The sequence below is a fragment of the Pseudolysinimonas yzui genome, from assembly GCF_014653215.1.
GTDB classification, from domain to species: Bacteria; Actinomycetota; Actinomycetes; order Actinomycetales; family Microbacteriaceae; genus Pseudolysinimonas_A; species Pseudolysinimonas_A yzui.
Genome location: NZ_BNAI01000001.1, coordinates 703,430 through 717,677 on the forward strand (window position 1 = coordinate 703,430; position 14,248 = coordinate 717,677).

15 protein-coding genes are annotated in these 14,248 nt (G+C 69.6%); 14 read left to right on the top strand and 1 reads right to left on the bottom strand.

The window, feature by feature from the left end:
- Window positions 1-79: 79 nt before the first annotated feature.
- Window positions 80-847 (bottom strand): peptidylprolyl isomerase, encoded by a 768-nt coding sequence (locus IE173_RS03545; protein WP_191281959.1) that lies wholly within the window; start codon window positions 845-847, stop codon window positions 80-82.
- Window positions 848-988: 141 nt separating this feature from the next.
- On the opposite strand from IE173_RS03545, the gene IE173_RS03550 reads away from it, so the two are divergent.
- The 14 genes from IE173_RS03550 to IE173_RS03615 all read left to right on the top strand — a co-directional run bounded on the left by IE173_RS03550 (window position 989) and on the right by IE173_RS03615 (window position 14,210).
- On the top strand, window positions 989-2,302 hold the full coding sequence (locus IE173_RS03550; RefSeq protein WP_191282469.1) for a replication-associated recombination protein A: 1,314 nt from the start codon (window positions 989-991) through the stop codon (window positions 2,300-2,302).
- A 275-nt stretch (window positions 2,303-2,577) separates the two neighbouring features.
- The gene (gene rpsD / locus IE173_RS03555) at window positions 2,578-3,207 is read left to right on the top strand and encodes a 30S ribosomal protein S4 (protein ID WP_191281960.1); all 630 of its coding nucleotides are present in this window, start codon (window positions 2,578-2,580) and stop codon (window positions 3,205-3,207) included.
- 78 nt (window positions 3,208-3,285) lie between these two features.
- Window positions 3,286-3,525 carry a hypothetical protein gene (locus tag IE173_RS03560; RefSeq protein ID WP_191281961.1) on the top strand — a complete coding sequence of 80 codons (240 nt, stop codon included), beginning with the start codon at window positions 3,286-3,288 and terminating at the stop codon, window positions 3,523-3,525.
- A gap of 70 nt (window positions 3,526-3,595) precedes the next feature.
- Complete coding sequence (gene alaS, locus IE173_RS03565) at window positions 3,596-6,253, top strand: alanine--tRNA ligase (protein ID WP_191282470.1); 2,658 nt, start codon at window positions 3,596-3,598, stop codon at window positions 6,251-6,253.
- Between the two features lie 6 nt (window positions 6,254-6,259).
- The gene (gene ruvX / locus IE173_RS03570; protein WP_191281962.1) at window positions 6,260-6,721 is read left to right on the top strand and encodes a Holliday junction resolvase RuvX; all 462 of its coding nucleotides are present in this window, start codon (window positions 6,260-6,262) and stop codon (window positions 6,719-6,721) included.
- Between the two features lie 3 nt (window positions 6,722-6,724).
- Window positions 6,725-8,059, top strand: coding sequence for an endolytic transglycosylase MltG (gene mltG / locus IE173_RS03575; RefSeq protein WP_229841857.1), 1,335 nt, complete (start codon window positions 6,725-6,727; stop codon window positions 8,057-8,059).
- Complete coding sequence (locus IE173_RS03580) at window positions 8,026-8,892, top strand: shikimate dehydrogenase (protein ID WP_191281963.1); 867 nt, start codon at window positions 8,026-8,028, stop codon at window positions 8,890-8,892. The genes mltG and IE173_RS03580 overlap by 34 nt, the downstream gene beginning before the upstream one ends.
- A 24-nt stretch (window positions 8,893-8,916) precedes the next feature.
- A complete protein-coding gene (gene aroC, locus IE173_RS03585) occupies window positions 8,917-10,122 on the top strand; it encodes a chorismate synthase (protein ID WP_191281964.1) in 1,206 nt (401 codons plus the stop codon).
- Between the two features lies 1 nt (window position 10,123).
- On the top strand, window positions 10,124-10,612 hold the full coding sequence (locus tag IE173_RS03590) for a shikimate kinase (RefSeq protein ID WP_191281965.1): 489 nt from the start codon (window positions 10,124-10,126) through the stop codon (window positions 10,610-10,612).
- Window positions 10,594-11,679, top strand: coding sequence for a 3-dehydroquinate synthase (gene aroB, locus IE173_RS03595; protein WP_191281966.1), 1,086 nt, complete (start codon window positions 10,594-10,596; stop codon window positions 11,677-11,679). The genes IE173_RS03590 and aroB overlap by 19 nt, the downstream gene beginning before the upstream one ends.
- A gap of 105 nt (window positions 11,680-11,784) precedes the next feature.
- Window positions 11,785-12,219: a type II 3-dehydroquinate dehydratase gene (locus tag IE173_RS03600; protein ID WP_191281967.1), complete on the top strand. Its 435-nt coding sequence runs from the start codon at window positions 11,785-11,787 to the stop codon at window positions 12,217-12,219.
- Window positions 12,220-12,230: 11 nt separating this feature from the next.
- Window positions 12,231-12,794 (top strand): elongation factor P, encoded by a 564-nt coding sequence (gene efp / locus IE173_RS03605; protein ID WP_191281968.1) that lies wholly within the window; start codon window positions 12,231-12,233, stop codon window positions 12,792-12,794.
- Window positions 12,795-12,807: 13 nt separating this feature from the next.
- Complete coding sequence (gene nusB, locus IE173_RS03610) at window positions 12,808-13,227, top strand: transcription antitermination factor NusB (protein ID WP_191281969.1); 420 nt, start codon at window positions 12,808-12,810, stop codon at window positions 13,225-13,227.
- A gap of 80 nt (window positions 13,228-13,307) precedes the next feature.
- Window positions 13,308-14,210 (top strand): ABC transporter ATP-binding protein, encoded by a 903-nt coding sequence (locus tag IE173_RS03615; RefSeq protein WP_191281970.1) that lies wholly within the window; start codon window positions 13,308-13,310, stop codon window positions 14,208-14,210.
- Window positions 14,211-14,248: the final 38 nt, after the last annotated feature.

Here is a 14,248-nt window from a genome sequence, read left to right on the forward strand (position 1 = left end):
TCCAGAGCATCCGAGTGCCTCTCTCGGACCCGAGTCAGCCTATTGCACTACCCGGAGGCCTCCGACGGCGACGGGCGCCCTACTGGATGTTGAAGCCGGTGATGGTCACCGGCTGCAACGGAGCGCCGGTTCCGTCCTGGCCGATCGTCGCCGGGTCGAGTCCGCCGGCGACCAGGGCCGCCAGGGCGTCGAGCCCCGAGGTCACGGTTCCGACGATCGTGTAGCCACCCGTCGACCCGTCGAGCGTGGTGTCGCTCAGCACGATGAAGAACTGGTGGCCGTTGCTGTAGGTGTCGCTGCCGCGCGCCATCGCGATCGAGCCGGCGGGGTAGAGGTCGTCGGCCGGGACGTTCTCGACCGGGCCGTACGAGAACGCCGGGTCGGGGCTGCCGGCGCCGTCGATCGATCCGCACTGCAGGAACGACAGGTCGCTCGCGAGACGGTGACAGGTCTTGCCGGGGTAGTACCCGGTGCCGAGATCCTGCACGAAACCGGCCACCGCTTGCGGCGCCAGCGTGCCGTCGAGCTGGATGCCGACGACGGTGCTGTCGTTGAAGGTGAAGTCGCCGGTCCAGACGCGGTACTCGGAGAGGTCGGCTTCGGGCGCTCCGACGTTCTCGCCGGCGACGGGCGTCTCGCTCGGGGCGGGAGTCGGTGCACCGGGCCCGGAGTCGAAGTAGAAGAACTGCGCGAAGCCCGCGAGGGTTGCCACGACGAGGACGCCGATGACGGCGACGATGTTGTCGCGCACCCGACGCTTGTTCTGGGTGGCGTTCAACTGCTGACGCGCCTCGTACCGCTTCAGCCGCGCCGCGGCCTCCCGCTGCTGCTTGTTGACAGATGCCACGCCTCACGAACCCTTTCGTTGCCGTGGAGAACTCTAGCGTGGGCATCCCTGCGGTTCGGCGCGGGTGCCGGACGTCACGGCTACGCTGACCGAGTGACTCAGCCCGGACTCCGCGCGGGTGCCGCCCCGCTCGCCGTTCGGATGCGGCCGCGCTCACTCGACGAGGTGACCGGACAGTCGCATCTGCTCAAACCGGGCTCGCCGCTGGTCAATCTCGCGAACGATACGACGGGGGAGTCGGGCGCGGTGTCGCTCATCCTCTGGGGCCCGCCCGGCACCGGCAAGACGACGCTCGCGCAGGCGATCGCGCATTCGTCGGGCCGCCGGTTCACCGAGCTCTCCGCCGTCTCCGCCGGGGTCAAAGACGTGCGCGAGGTGATGGAGAAGGCCCGGGCCGACCGCGACCTGTACGGCGTCTCGACGGTGCTCTTCCTCGACGAGATCCACCGCTTCTCGAAGGCCCAGCAAGACGCCCTGCTGCCCGGGGTCGAGAACGGCTGGGTGATCCTCGTCGCCGCGACGACCGAGAACCCGTCGTTCTCGGTGATCGCTCCGCTGCTCTCGCGATCGCTGCTGCTCACCCTCGAGCCGCTCGGTGACGACGACCTCGCCCTGCTGATCGACCGGGCGGTCGGCGACGCGCGCGGTCTGGCCGGCAGCGTCACCCTCGAGGATGACGCCCGCGCCGCGATCGTGCGGCTCGCGTCCGGCGACGCCCGACGCGCGCTCACCGCGCTCGAGGCGGCCGCGACCGCGGTGCTCTCCGACGCGGAGGAGGGCAGCATCCCGTCGATCTCGGCGGAACTCGTCGCGGCGACGGTCGACCGCGCCCTGCTGCGCTACGACCGCCAGGGCGACGAGCACTACGACGTCATCTCGGCGTTCATCAAGTCGGTCCGCGGCTCCGACGTCGACGCCGCGCTGCACTACCTGGCCCGCATGATCGAAGCGGGCGAGGATCCGCGGTTCATCGCGCGCCGGGTGATGATCCTCGCGGCGGAAGACATCGGCATGGCCGACCCGCAGGCCCTGCCGATCGCGGTCGCCGCCGCCGAGGGCGTCGCGCTGATCGGGATGCCGGAGGGCCGCATCCTGCTCGCCGAAGCGGTCGTCTACCTGGCGACGGCCCCGAAGTCGAACGCGTCGTACAAGGCGCTGGATGCCGCGATCGCCGACGTGCGCGCGGGCCGCATCGGGCGGGTGCCGAACCACCTGCGCGACGCGCACTACCCGGGAGCGCAACGGCTCGGCCACGGGAAGGGCTATCAGTACGCCCACGACGCCGAGTTCGGGGTCGCCCCGCAGCAGTACCTGCCCGACGAACTCGTCGGCACCACCTATTACGACCCGAGCGGCTTCGGGTACGAGCGGGATGTCGCCGCCCGGTTGGAGAAGATCCGCGCGATCCTGAGCGGCCGCCCGGTGCCCGGCGGTCGAACCCCCGCCGAGGGCTGACGGTCTTCGACCGCTCAGCACCGAGTCGGTTGACACGCCGGAAGATTCGACCGACACGCCGAACCGACCGCGAAGCGGTGCTGACCAGGCGAGCACCGGCGAACAGGTCGGAACGACGCGGCTTCTGGTAGTCTTTCGCGGTTGGTCTCGATGACCGACACATCCCACTCTTCATTCCCCTCGAGGGCGTCGCGACGTGCGTCATCGGTTCCGGGGGAGCGGGCTGTACGTCCGTGAGTCGCGACAGCCGCGTCCACGTGTTCGAAGGATTCACATTGGTTACGAAGTCCCAGGACCGCCGCAAGGTGCGTCTCTCCCGAGCGCTCGGCATCCCGCTGACGCCCAAGGCCGCCAAGTACCTCGAGAAGCGTCCATACGCTCCGGGTGAGCACGGCCGCACCAAGCGCAAGACCGACAGCGACTACGCGGTGCGTCTGCGCGAGAAGCAGCGTCTGCGCGAGCAGTACGGCATCCGCGAGAAGCAGCTGCGCATCGTCTTCAACGAAGCCCGCCGCACCCAGGGCCTGACCGGTGAGAACCTGGTCGAGCTGCTCGAGATGCGTCTCGACGCCCTCGTTCTGCGTGCCGCCTTCGCCCGCACCACCGCACAGGCGCGCCAGATGGTCGTGCACCGCCACATCCTCGTCGACGGCCAGCTCGTCGACCGCCCGTCGTTCCGCGTGAAGCCGGGTCAGACCATCCACGTCAAGGAGCGCTCGGAGTCGACTGAGCCGTTCCAGGTCGCCGCCGCCGGCGGTCACGTCGACGTGCTGCCCAAGACCCCGGCCTACCTCGACGTGCAGCTCGACAAGCTGCAGGCCACGCTCGTGCGTCGCCCGAAGCGCGCCGAGGTTCCGGTCACCGCCGAGGTTCAGCTCGTCGTCGAGTACTACGCGGCCCGCTAACCACCATTCCCACAGGCAACGGGGAAGTCGCAGCTCTAAGCTGGGACTTCCCCGTCGTCGTATCTCCAGGAGGATTCCATGAAGGGTCTGCTGCTTCTCACCGTCGGCGTCGCCGCCGGCTTCGCGATCGCGCACCAGGTCTCCAAGACTCCCGAAGGCCAGAAGTTCTTCGCCGAGGTCGACAAGAAGGCCAAAGACTTCAGCGACGCGGTCGTGCAGGGCTACAAGAGCCGTGAGGCCGAGCTGAAGCAGACGGTGGCCGAGGCCACCGGAGTCGTCTCCGACCTTTCCGCCCGAGCCCGGGCCGCCGCCAAGTAACACCGACCGCCCCCGGCCGGTGACCGCCGGTCGGCGGTCCGCCGTGCCCGACCTCGACTCAGGAAACCTCGTGCAGACCGCCGACATCCACCGCCGCTGGCTCACCTTCTTCGGTGAGCGCGGGCACACCGTCGTTCCCTCCGCCTCGCTCGTCAGCGACGACCCGAGCCTGCTGTTCACAGTCGCCGGTATGGTGCCGTTCATCCCGTACCTCACCGGGGTCGTGCCGGCGCCCTATCCGCGCGCCACCAGTGTGCAGAAGTGCATCCGCACGAACGACATCGAAGAGGTCGGCAAGACCCCGCGGCACGGCACGTTCTTCCAGATGAACGGCAACTTCTCGTTCGGCGACTACTTCAAGGAAGGCGCGATCGGGTACGCCTGGGAGCTGCTGACGACGCCCGAGGGGCAGGGCGGCCTCGGCTTCGACGAGAAGGACCTCTGGGTCACCGTCTACGAGGAAGACGACGAGGCGCGGGCGCTCTGGAAGAAGGTCGCCGGCCTGTCGGATGACCGCATCCAGAACCTCGGCAAGGACTCGAACTACTGGTCGACCGGCCAGCCCGGCCCGGCGGGCCCGTGCTCCGAGATCTTCTTCGACCGCGGCCCGGCCTACGGCGCCGACGGCGGTCCGGCGACCGACGACGACCGCTACGTCGAGATCTGGAACCTCGTCTTCATGCAGTACGCGATCCAGAACGTGCGCAGCAAGGTCGACTTCGACATCGTCGGCGAACTGCCGAAGAAGAACATCGACACCGGCATGGGCATGGAGCGCGTCGCCTTCATCAAGCAGGGCGTCGACAACATGTACGAGATCGACCAGGTGCGTCCGGTTCTGGATGCCGCGGTCGCGCTGTCGGGCAAGAAGTACGGCGCCGACCACGGCGACGATGTGCGCTTCCGGGTGATCGCCGACCACGTGCGCTCGGGTCTCATGCTGATGACCGACGGCGTGACGCCCGGCAACGAGGGCCGCGGCTACATCCTGCGCCGCCTGCTGCGCCGCGCCATCCGCTCGATGCGGCTGCTCGGTGTCGACGCGCCGTCGTTCGCGGAGCTGTTCGACGCGTCGCGGGTCGCGATGCGCGACGCCTACCCGGATGTCGAAGAGAACTGGGAGCGCACGTCGCGCCTGGCGCTCGGCGAGGAGGAGACCTTCCTGTCGACCCTCGCGAGCGGCACCACGATCCTCGACACCGCGGTCGCGGAGGCGAAGAAGATCGGTGCCGGCACGCTGCCGGGTGACACCACCTTCCTGCTGCACGACACGTTCGGATTCCCGATCGACCTCACGCTCGAGATCGCCGAGGAGGCGGGCCTCACCGTCGACCGCGACGCCTTCGACAAGCTCATGCTCGAGCAGCGCACGCGTGCGAAGACCGACGCCAAGGCCAAGAAGGGGGCGATCGCCGATCTGGCGATCTACTCCGACCTGCGTTCGCTCGGCGAGACCGTGTTCACCGGATACGACACGCTCGAGACCGAGACGAAGGTGCTCGGCATCCTCGTCGACGGCCAGCCCGTGACGAAGGCGACCGCCGGGCAGGTGGCCGAGGTCATCCTCGCCGAGTCGTCGCTCTACGCCGAGTCGGGCGGCCAGGCCGCCGACCAGGGGCGCATCGTCGGCAACGGCTTCGACCTCGAGGTCATCGACGTGCAGCGGCCCGTGAAGGGGCTCATCAGCCACACCGTGCGGGTGACGTCGGGCGAGGTCGCAGTGGATGCGGCCGCCACATCGGTCGTCGACCCCGTCTACCGGCACGCGGCCTCGCAGGCGCACTCGGCGACCCACCTGGTGCACGCGGCACTCCGCCAGACCCTCGGCAGCGAAGCGCACCAGTCGGGCTCGTACAACAAGGCCGGCTACATGCGCCTCGACTTCTCGTGGAACCAGGCGCTGTCGCCCGACACCCGGAGCGAGATCGAAGAGATCGCCAACAACGCGGTGCGCGACAACCTCGAGGTGACCACCCGCATCCTCTCCCTCGACGAGGCGAAGGCGGCGGGCGCGATGGCGCTGTTCGGCGAGAAGTACGGCGACACGGTGCGGATGGTCGACATCGGCGGCCCGTGGTCGCGCGAACTCTGCGCCGGCATCCACGTGCGCTCATCCGCCGAGGTGGGCATCGTCAACCTGGTGAGCGAGTCGAGCGTCGGCTCGACCAACCGCCGCGTCGAGGCGCTCGTCGGACTCGACGCGTTCCGCGACCTCACGGCGGAGCGGGCCATCGTCGCGCAACTCACCAGCTCGCTGAAGACCCCGCGCGAGCAGCTCCCCGAGCGCATCACCTCGCTCGTGGAGCAGCTCAAGGCGGCCGAGAAGAAGATCGCCGCCTTCGAGGCGCAGAAGCTCTCCGGTCGGGTTCCGGCGCTCGTCGAGAACGCGACCCGGGTCGGCGCCTACCTCGCGGTCGTCGAAGACCTCGGCGAGGTCGCGTCGGCCGACGAGCTCCGGTCGCTCGCGACGAGCGTGCGGGAGCGGCTCGGCTCCGACGCGTCGGTCGTCGCCCTCGCCGCACGGGTGGGCGACAAGCCCGCGGTGATCGTCGCGACCAACCCGGCGGCTCGGGATGCCGGCGCCAAGGCGGGAGCGCTCGCCAAGCAGGCGGCGGCGACGCTGGGCGGCGGCGGAGGCGGCAAGGACGACCTCGCGCAGGGCGGCGGCAGCGACGTGACGGCGATCGGCGCGGCGCTCACCGGAATCACCGACGCGCTGCGGGGTTAGGCGCGCGTGCGCACCGGAGTGCGGCTGGGTGTCGACGTCGGGAAAGCCCGGGTCGGGATCGCGCTGTGCGACCGCGACGGGCTGGTGGCGACCCCGGTGGCCACCCTCGCCCGCGAGGATGCCGACAAGCGTGCGTTCCGCATCCTCGTCGAGGAGCACGACGTGACGGAGATCGTGATCGGTCTGCCGCTGTCGCTGAGCGGAGTCGACACGGCATCCACGACCGACGCCCGCGAGTTCGCCGCGGCGGTCGCGCACTGGGTCGACGTGCCTGTGCGTCTCGTCGACGAACGCCTGTCGACCGTCTCCGCGCAGCGCGCCCTGCACGCCGCCGGGCGACGCACCAAGGGGTCGCGTCCCGTGATCGACCAAGTCGCCGCTGTTATCATCCTGCAGAACGCCCTCGACTATGAGCGCACCGCGGGACGCCCGCCGGGCGTGACCGTCGATCCCGATCCAGAAGGCTGAGAGTTGGCGAACGAACCCAGCTGGGATGAGATCTTCCGGCCCTCAGGGGAACCGGCCGGCTCCGATCGCACCCCGACGACCCCGGCTCCCGCGACGGGCCTCCCCGGGGTGCGTGCCGACGACCCGTTCGCCGTCGCGGCCGCCGAGGCTCGCACTCAACAGCCCGCCGCACCCGCCAGCGGAACGACCGAGACGCTGACCCGTCGACAGCTGCGGGAGCAGGATGAGGCCGGCGCACGGCGCGGTGGTTCCGGGTCGACGCCGCCGAAGCAGAAGCGCCGCGGGCGCACCGCACTGGTGATCGTGGTCGTCGCCCTGCTCGCGCTCGTCGGCGGCGGGGCCGCGACGGCGTGGATCCTGTTCGAAGAGCAGGTGCGCGAAGTCATGGGCTGGGAGCTGCCGATCGACTACGTCGGCGACGGCAACGGCGTCGAGGTCGACGTGACGATCTCGTCGGGTCAGATCGGGTCGGACATCGCGACCACGTTGTACGAGGCCGGCGTCACGATGACCTACGAAGCGTTCTACGAACTCCTGCTGGGCCTTGACGAGCAGCCCGTCTTCATCCCCGGCACCTATGCGCTCGAAGAGCAGATGAGCGCTCAGGCGGCACTCGACGCTCTGCTCGACGAATCGAACCGCAAGGTGAACTCCGCCGTCATCCGCGAAGGCCTCACCCTGTCGTCGTACGTCGAACTGCTCTCGGCCGGCACCGGAATCCCGGTGGAGGACTTCGAGGCGGCGGTCGCCGACTACACCTCCTACGGGCTGCCCGAAGACGCCGTGAGCCTCGAGGGGTACCTGTTCCCCGCGACCTACGAGTTCGATCCGGGCGTCACCGCGCGCGAGATCATCCAGATGCTCGTCAACCGCACCTTCGAGTCGCTCGACGCGGCCGGGGTCGCCCCCGAGGATCGCAACCGGGTGCTCACCATCGCGTCGATCATCCAGCGTGAGGCGCGCATCGCCGAGGACTTCTACAAGGTGTCGCGCGTCATCCAGAACCGGCTCGCGATCCCGATGCTCCTCGAGATGGACTCGACGGCGCAGTACGGCGTGGACGAGCAAGACTCGGCCTTCAGCACCGCCGAGCAGCTCGAGGCCGTCAACGGGTACAACACCTACAAGCGCGAAGGGCTGCCGATCGGCCCGATCGCCGGGGTCGGCGACCTCGCGATCGACGCGGCCCTGCATCCCGTCGACGGCCCGTGGATCTTCTTCGTCACGGTCAACCTCGACACCGGCGAGACGCTCTTCTCGGAGACGGTGGACGAGCACGATCGCGGAGTCGAGCAGTTGAAGGCGTGGTGCCGCGAGACCGACCACCCCGCGTGCTGACCGCCGAGCGACACCTCGCGGTGCTCGGCTCGCCGATCGAGCACTCGCGGTCGCCCGACCTGCATGCGGCGGCGTACGCGGTGCTGGGCCTGCCGTGGCGCTACACCCGGGCGGAGGTCGCCTCCGGCGAACTCCCGGGCTTCCTCGCGGGCCTCGACGACTCGTGGCTCGGGCTGTCGCTCACGATGCCGCTCAAGCGCGAAGTGCTGCCGCTGCTGGCCGAACGCACCGAGCTGGTCGAGATCTCGGGAGCCGCGAACACGGTGCTCCTGGCACCCGGCGGGCCGCGCGGGTTCAACACCGATGTCGCCGGCATCGTCGGCGCTCTCGGCGACCACGGGGTGTCGGATGTCGACACCGTGCACATCATCGGCACCGGCAACACCGCATCCTCGGCGTTCCTCGCGGCCGCCCGGCTCGGGGCTTCCCGCGTGCTCATCTCGGGGCGCAGCCTCGACGGCATCGCGGCGCTCGAACGGCTCGGCGACCGGCTCGGGGTGCACACCGAGTGGCGCTTGTACGGCTCACACGTACGGGTGCGATCCGATGTCGTGATCAACACCCTGCCGGGCGATGTCGACCCGGAGGATCTGCCCGAAGCCGACCTCGGCGAGGTGCTCATGGAGGTGCCGTACGACCCGTGGCCGACGCCGCGCGCCGCCCGCTGGGCCGAGCGCGACGGCCTCGTCGTCAGCGGCCTCGAGATGCTGCTGCACCAGGCGATCGGGCAGGTGCGCATCTTCGTCACCGGCGTCGAGGGCGGGAGACTCGATCGTGAAGACGAGGTGATCGACGCGATGCGCGAATCGGTCGGCCTGAAGCTGGGAGACTGAACTGATCCGGAAAGATTGGTTGTCATGCTGCGCTGGTTGACCGCGGGGGAGTCTCACGGCCCCGAACTGGTGGCGATCCTCGAGGGGATGCCCGCGGGCGTACCCGTCTCGAAGGCCGGCATCCAAGCCGACCTGCAGCGCCGCAAGCTCGGCTATGGGCGCGGCGCGCGGATGAAGTTCGAGGAAGACGTTCTCGACATCTCGGGCGGCATCCGGTTCGGCCTCACCATGGGATCGCCGATCGCGCTGCGCATCGGCAACACCGAGTGGCCGCGCTGGGTCGACGTGATGAGCGCCGAGCCCGTCGACCTCGAGACCCTTCCCAAGGGCCGCGGGGCCCCGCTCACCCGTCCGCGACCCGGCCATGCCGACCTCGTCGGGATGCAGAAGTACGGCTTCGAGGAGTCGCGCAACGTGCTCGAGCGGGCGAGCGCCCGCGAGACGGCGGCGCGGGTCGCCCTCGGGGCCGTCGCGCGCGCCTTCCTCGGTGAGCTCGGCATCCGTCTGGTGGCGCACACGCTCGCGATCGGCGAGGTGCGCGTGCCCGACGGCGCTGCACTGCCGACCGCCGACGACGTCGCCGCGCTCGACGCCGACCCGTTGCGCTGTTTCGACGCCACGACGTCGGCGGCGATGGTGGCGCGGATCGACCAGGCGCACGACTCCGGTGACACCCTGGGCGGTGTCGTCGAGGTGCTCGCCTTCGGGCTTCCCCCGGGCCTCGGGAGCTACGTGCATTGGGATCGTCGGCTCGACTCGCAACTCGCGGGTGCGCTGATGAGCATCCAGGCGATCAAGGGCGTCGAGGTCGGCGACGGCTTCACGACGACGACTCGGCCCGGGTCGGCTGCGCACGACGAGCTCGTCGTCGGCGCCGACGGCATCACCCGGCTCTCCGACCGCGCGGGCGGCATCGAAGGCGGGATGTCGACCGGAACCGTTCTGCGGGTGCGGGCAGGCATGAAGCCGATCGCGACCGTGCCGCACGCCCTGCGCACGGTGGACGTGACGACCGGTGCGGCAGCCGAGGCGCATCACCAGCGCTCCGACGTGTGCGCGGTTCCCGCCGCCGGAGTGGTCGCGGAGGCCATGGTCGCGCTCGTGCTGGCGAACGCCGTGGTGGAGAAGTTCGGCGGCGACTCGATCGACGAGACCCGCCGCAACCTCACGAACTATCTCGCCGCGATCCCCGACGCGCTCCGCACCGCACCGGCATCTGCCGCGGAGTGACGTGATCGTCTTCATCGGGCCGAGCGGAGCGGGCAAGTCGCGACTCGGGAAACGGGTCGCGCGCCTGCTCGGTGTGCCGTTCACCGACACCGACCGGGTGATCATCGCCGAGCACGGGCCGATTCCGCAGATCTTCCAGCAGCACGGGGAGGCCCACTTCCGGGCCCTCGAACGCGATGCCGTCCGTCGCGGGCTGCAGGGCGACGGCATCCTCTCCCTCGGGGGCGGCGCGATCCTCGATCCCGACACGCAGCGCGACCTCGCGGATCATCGCGTCGTGTTCCTGACGATCTCGCCTGAGGCGGTGGCCCGGCGCCTGGCGGGCGACACCGACCGGCCGCTGGTGCGCAATGGCGTGGACGACTGGATCGCGCTCAACGCGCCGCGGTGGGAGATCTACGAACGACTCGCCGATGCGACGTTCGACACCTCGCACCGCCCCAACGACGAACTCGCGAAAGAGGTGGCGGCATGGCTGACGACGACGTGACGACGATTCGGGTCTCCGGCACGCCGGGCTACGACGTGCTCGTCGGACGCGGCCTGCTTGAGCGGCTGCCCGACGTGCTCTCGCCGAAGACGGCGAAGTTGCTCATCGTGCACGCCCCGACGCTCGCGGCGCGCGCCGAACAACTGCGGGAGCAGCTGGCGGGGCGCTACGAGGTCTACCTCGCCGAGGTGCCGGATGCCGAGAACGCGAAACGCGTCGAGGTGGCCGCGTTCTGCTGGGGCGTCATGGGGCAGACCGACTTCACCCGCACGGATGCCGTGATCGGGCTGGGCGGGGGAGCGACGACCGACCTCGCCGGCTTCGTGGCGGCGACCTGGCTGCGCGGCGTCGACGTCGTGCAGATCCCGACGACGGTGCTCGGCATGGTGGACGCCGCCGTCGGCGGGAAGACCGGCATCAACACCGCGGAGGGCAAGAACCTCGTCGGTGCCTTCCACGAACCCCGCGCGGTGCTGTGCGACCTGGAGACCCTCGACGCGCTGCCGAAGAACGAGATCCTCGCCGGTTTCGCCGAGATCGTGAAGGCCGGGTTCATCGCCGAGCCCGAGATCCTCGAGATCGTCGAAGCGGATGTCGACGCGGTGACCGATCCGGGCACCCCGCAGTTCCGCCGGGTCGTCGAACTCGCGATCGGGGTCAAGGCGCGCGTCGTCGGCGAGGACTTCACCGAGCAGGGCCTGCGCGAGATCCTCAACTACGGGCACACCCTGGGGCACGCGATCGAGCACGCCGAGCGTTACCAGTGGCGCCACGGCGCCGCCATCGCGATCGGGATGATGTTCGCGGCCGAGCTCTCCCGGCTCACCCGCAACCTCTCCGATGCCGACGTCGAACGGCACCGCAGCATCCTCACCTCGCTGTCGCTGCCCACCACCTACCCGGTCGGTCGCTGGAAGACGCTGCTCGCGACGATGCAACGCGACAAGAAGGCCCGTGCCGGAATGCTGCGTTTCATCGTGCTCGACGGCATCGGACGCCCCACCACCCTCGAAGGCCCCGACGAGTCCCTGCTCTTCCTCGCCTACCAGAACCTCGCCGACGCCTGACCCGAGGCTGAGGGGTCCAGAACGGTCGGATTTCCGGTCCGATACCGACCATTGTTGACTCCTCACCGGAACGGTTCAGCCAGCACTATCGATACGCTCGTCATCATGTCGCGCGTGCTGGTGCTCAATGGGCCGAACCTGGGGCGGCTGGGGAGCCGCGAGCCCGACGTGTACGGGGCTCAAGACCTGTCGGCGCTGCGGGTGCTGCTCAGCGAGAAGGCGGCGACGGGCACCGAGATCGACCTGCGGCAGACCGACGACGAAGCGGAGCTGATCGGCTGGCTGCACGAAGCGGTCGACACCGAGACGCCGGTGATCCTCAACCCTGCGGCGTTCACGCACTACAGCTACGCCCTGCGCGACGCGGCGAAGCTGGTGACCGCGGCCGGCATCCCGCTCATCGAGGTGCACATCTCGAACCCGCACGCGCGTGAGACGTTCCGGCACACGAGCGTCATCTCGGCGGTCGCGACCGGAGTGATCGCCGGTTTCGGCTTCGATTCGTACGTGCTGGCGCTCAGCGCTGTCGGGCGCGGCTAAGCTCGTCCCTCGTGGCAACGACCAACGACATCAAGAACGGCAGCGTTCTCAACATTGACGGCCAGCTCTGGAACGTCATCGAGTTCCAGCACGTCAAGCCGGGCAAGGGCGGCGCCTTCGTGCGCACCAAGATGAAGAGCATCATGTCGGGCAAGGTCGTCGACCGCACCTTCAACGCCGGCACGAAGATCGACTTCGCGACGGTCGACCGTCGCGACTTCCAGTACCTGTACAAGGACGGCGACGGGTTCGTGTTCATGGACACGACCGACTACGACCAGGTGACCGTGCCGGGGCCGATCGTCGGCGATGCCGCCAACTTCATGCTCGAGAACCAGACGGTCACGATCGCGACCCACGACGGCGAGCCGCTGTATGTGGAACTGCCGACGTCGGTCGTGCTCGAGGTCACCTACACCGAGCCGGGCCTCCAGGGCGACCGTTCCAGCGCCGGTACGAAGCCCGCGACGCTCGAGACCGGCTACGAGATCCAGGTTCCGCTCTTCCTCGAGCAGGGCACCCGGGTGAAGGTCGACACCCGCGACGGGTCGTATCTCGGGCGCGTGACCGACTGAACGCCCGCACGCCGTGAGCGCCCGCACCAAATCGCGCAAGCGCGCCCTCGACATCCTGTACGGGGCGGATGTGCGCGGCATCGAGATCGCGACGCTCCTCGGCGCCGAAGCTGAGCGGGCCGAGACGCAGCCCGAACGCGGGTCGTCGTGGCCGTACGCCCGCGAGATCGTCGAAGGCGTCGACCGGCATCTCGCCGAACTCGATGAGGAGATCGAAGCCCATTCGCAGGGCTGGAGCCTCGCGCGGATGCCGGCGCTCGACCGCGCGATCGCCCGGTTGGCCGCGTGGGAGATCCTGCACAACGACGAGGTTCCCGACGGCGTGGCGATCGCCGAGGCCGTCGACCTGGCGACCTCGCTGAGCACCGAGGAGTCGTCGGGCTACCTCAACGGGCTGCTCGGCGCGATCTCCCGCGACCGCGAATCGCTCTGACGCCTCGACCTCACCACGCGTGTTGCGTTTCGTGACATCTCGCTTTGTGCCGCCGGGCGGCCTTCCGTAACTTCGGTCGGGTGCCCGCATCCGTCGCTGTCTCGGCTCCCGCCCTCCGGGTGAGTCTGCGCGGCGTCGGACGGACCTTCCCGGCGCCTGGGGGCGGACTCAAGCCGGTGCTGCGCGACGTCGACCTCGACATCCGTCCGGGTGAGATCATCGCGCTGCTCGGCCCCTCGGGGTGCGGGAAATCGACTCTGTTGCGTCTCATCGGGGGTCTGGACACGGCGGATGCCGGCGCGCTCGCGCTCGACGGGACGCCGATCGCCGAGGTCGATCAGCGGTCGGCGATCGCGTTCCAAGAGCCGCGGCTGTTGCCCTGGCGGTCGATCGAACGCAACGTGAGCCTCGGCCTGCCGAGAGGAACCGACGCTCAGGAGGGTCGCGACCGGGTCGCCGAGCTGCTCCGTCTCGTGCAACTCGAAAACGCGTCGACGTTGCGTCCGCGTCAGGTGTCGGGTGGGATGGCGCAGCGTGCGTCGCTGGCCCGGGCACTTGCCCGCGGCCCGGGCGTGCTGCTGCTCGACGAGCCGTTCGGCGCCCTCGACGCGCTCACCCGGCTGACGATGCAGGATCTGCTGCTCGACATCCATTCGACCGAGCCCGCGACGGTGGTGCTCGTGACCCACGACGTCGACGAGGCGCTGACGCTCGCCGACCGGATCGTGCTGCTCGGTGAAGATCCGGCGGCGCCCGGAACGGGGTCGACGATCCGCTCGATCCTCGAAGTGGGCAAGCCGCGCCCCCGCGACCGGGCCGACGCCGCCCTGGCGCTCCTTCGCGCCGATCTGCTCGAGCGCCTCGGCGTGGAGAGTCACCACACCCCCAACTACGTCACCGCCGCGCTGCGCAAGCAGCGGCAAAAAGTCGGCGACCGGCCGACGGCGTCGACCGACGAGCCGACCCGCCCCCACGTCTTCTGATCCCACCCACCCACGTTTCACAGCAAAGGAAACCCGCA

What these genes read in the sequence shown, in the direction of transcription:
- IE173_RS03600 (WP_191281967.1), top strand. Translation starts at nt 11,785, where the DNA reads ATGTCGCGCGTGCTGGTGCTCAATGGGCCGAACCTGGGGCGGCTGGGG.
- IE173_RS03560 (WP_191281961.1), top strand. Translation starts at nt 3,286, where the DNA reads ATGAAGGGTCTGCTGCTTCTCACCGTCGGCGTCGCCGCCGGCTTCGCG.
- aroB (WP_191281966.1), top strand. Translation starts at nt 10,594, where the DNA reads ATGGCTGACGACGACGTGACGACGATTCGGGTCTCCGGCACGCCGGGC.
- aroC (WP_191281964.1), top strand. Translation starts at nt 8,917, where the DNA reads ATGCTGCGCTGGTTGACCGCGGGGGAGTCTCACGGCCCCGAACTGGTG.
- IE173_RS03550 (WP_191282469.1), top strand. Translation starts at nt 989, where the DNA reads ATGCGGCCGCGCTCACTCGACGAGGTGACCGGACAGTCGCATCTGCTC.